1 protein-coding gene is annotated in these 725 nt (G+C 39.0%); it reads left to right on the top strand.

The annotated features are described in order from the left end of the window. On the top strand, positions 1-659 hold a 659-nt coding region (locus tag F1E73_RS17195; RefSeq protein WP_150452685.1), incomplete at its 5' end, for an IS256 family transposase. Between the last annotated feature and the right edge of the window lie 66 nt (positions 660-725).

Genomic DNA, 725 nt, shown 5'->3' with positions numbered 1-725 from the left:
CTAAGGCCTGCATGATTGTCCTGGGGATTAATACCGAAGGGCAACAGGATATTTTGAGCATGAGTATTGTCGAAACAGAAAAGGCCGCTGCCTGGATGTCCATATTGGATGATCTGCGCTCCCGTGGGGTAAAGGATATCTTCTTTTTGTGCAGCGATAATCTATCTGGATTGGACAAGGCGGTAGAGGCCATTTACCCCAATAGTATTCGTCAGGTCTGTATTGTGCACCAAATCAGGAACTCCCTAAAATACGTGAGCTATAAGGACCGTAAGGCAATTATGGTGGATATTAAAGCTATCTATCAGGCGGATAACGAAAAAATTGCGCTGGAGGCCCTTGAAGTTTTTAAACAAAACTGGGAGGACAAGTACCTAGCTGCCGTTCAATCCTGGGAAAATAACTGGGATAACCTAACGGCTTTTTTAAGCTATCCCAAAGAAATCAGGAAACTCATCTACACGACCAACATTATTGAGAGCTTCAATGCCAGTTTAAGAAAATATACGCGCAATAAAAAGGTCTTCCCTAACGATGATGCAGCTCTTAAATCTATATACTTAGCAGCTCAAAGCATCAGTAAGAAATGGAAGAAAACAAGATCTAAGTGGGGGCAAATTTACAATCAATTGTATATTTGTTTTCCAAATAGGTTATAATCAAATTATTTTAAACCTATGAATTTTGAAATTATTTTTCAAAAACACAAAATTTTGGATAGACTC

Source organism: Arenibacter lacus, from assembly GCF_008711145.1.
Taxonomy (GTDB): domain Bacteria; phylum Bacteroidota; class Bacteroidia; order Flavobacteriales; family Flavobacteriaceae; genus Arenibacter; species Arenibacter amylolyticus.
Note: the sequence above shows the minus strand (reverse complement) of the source record. Positions and strands in the feature narration are given on the sequence as shown.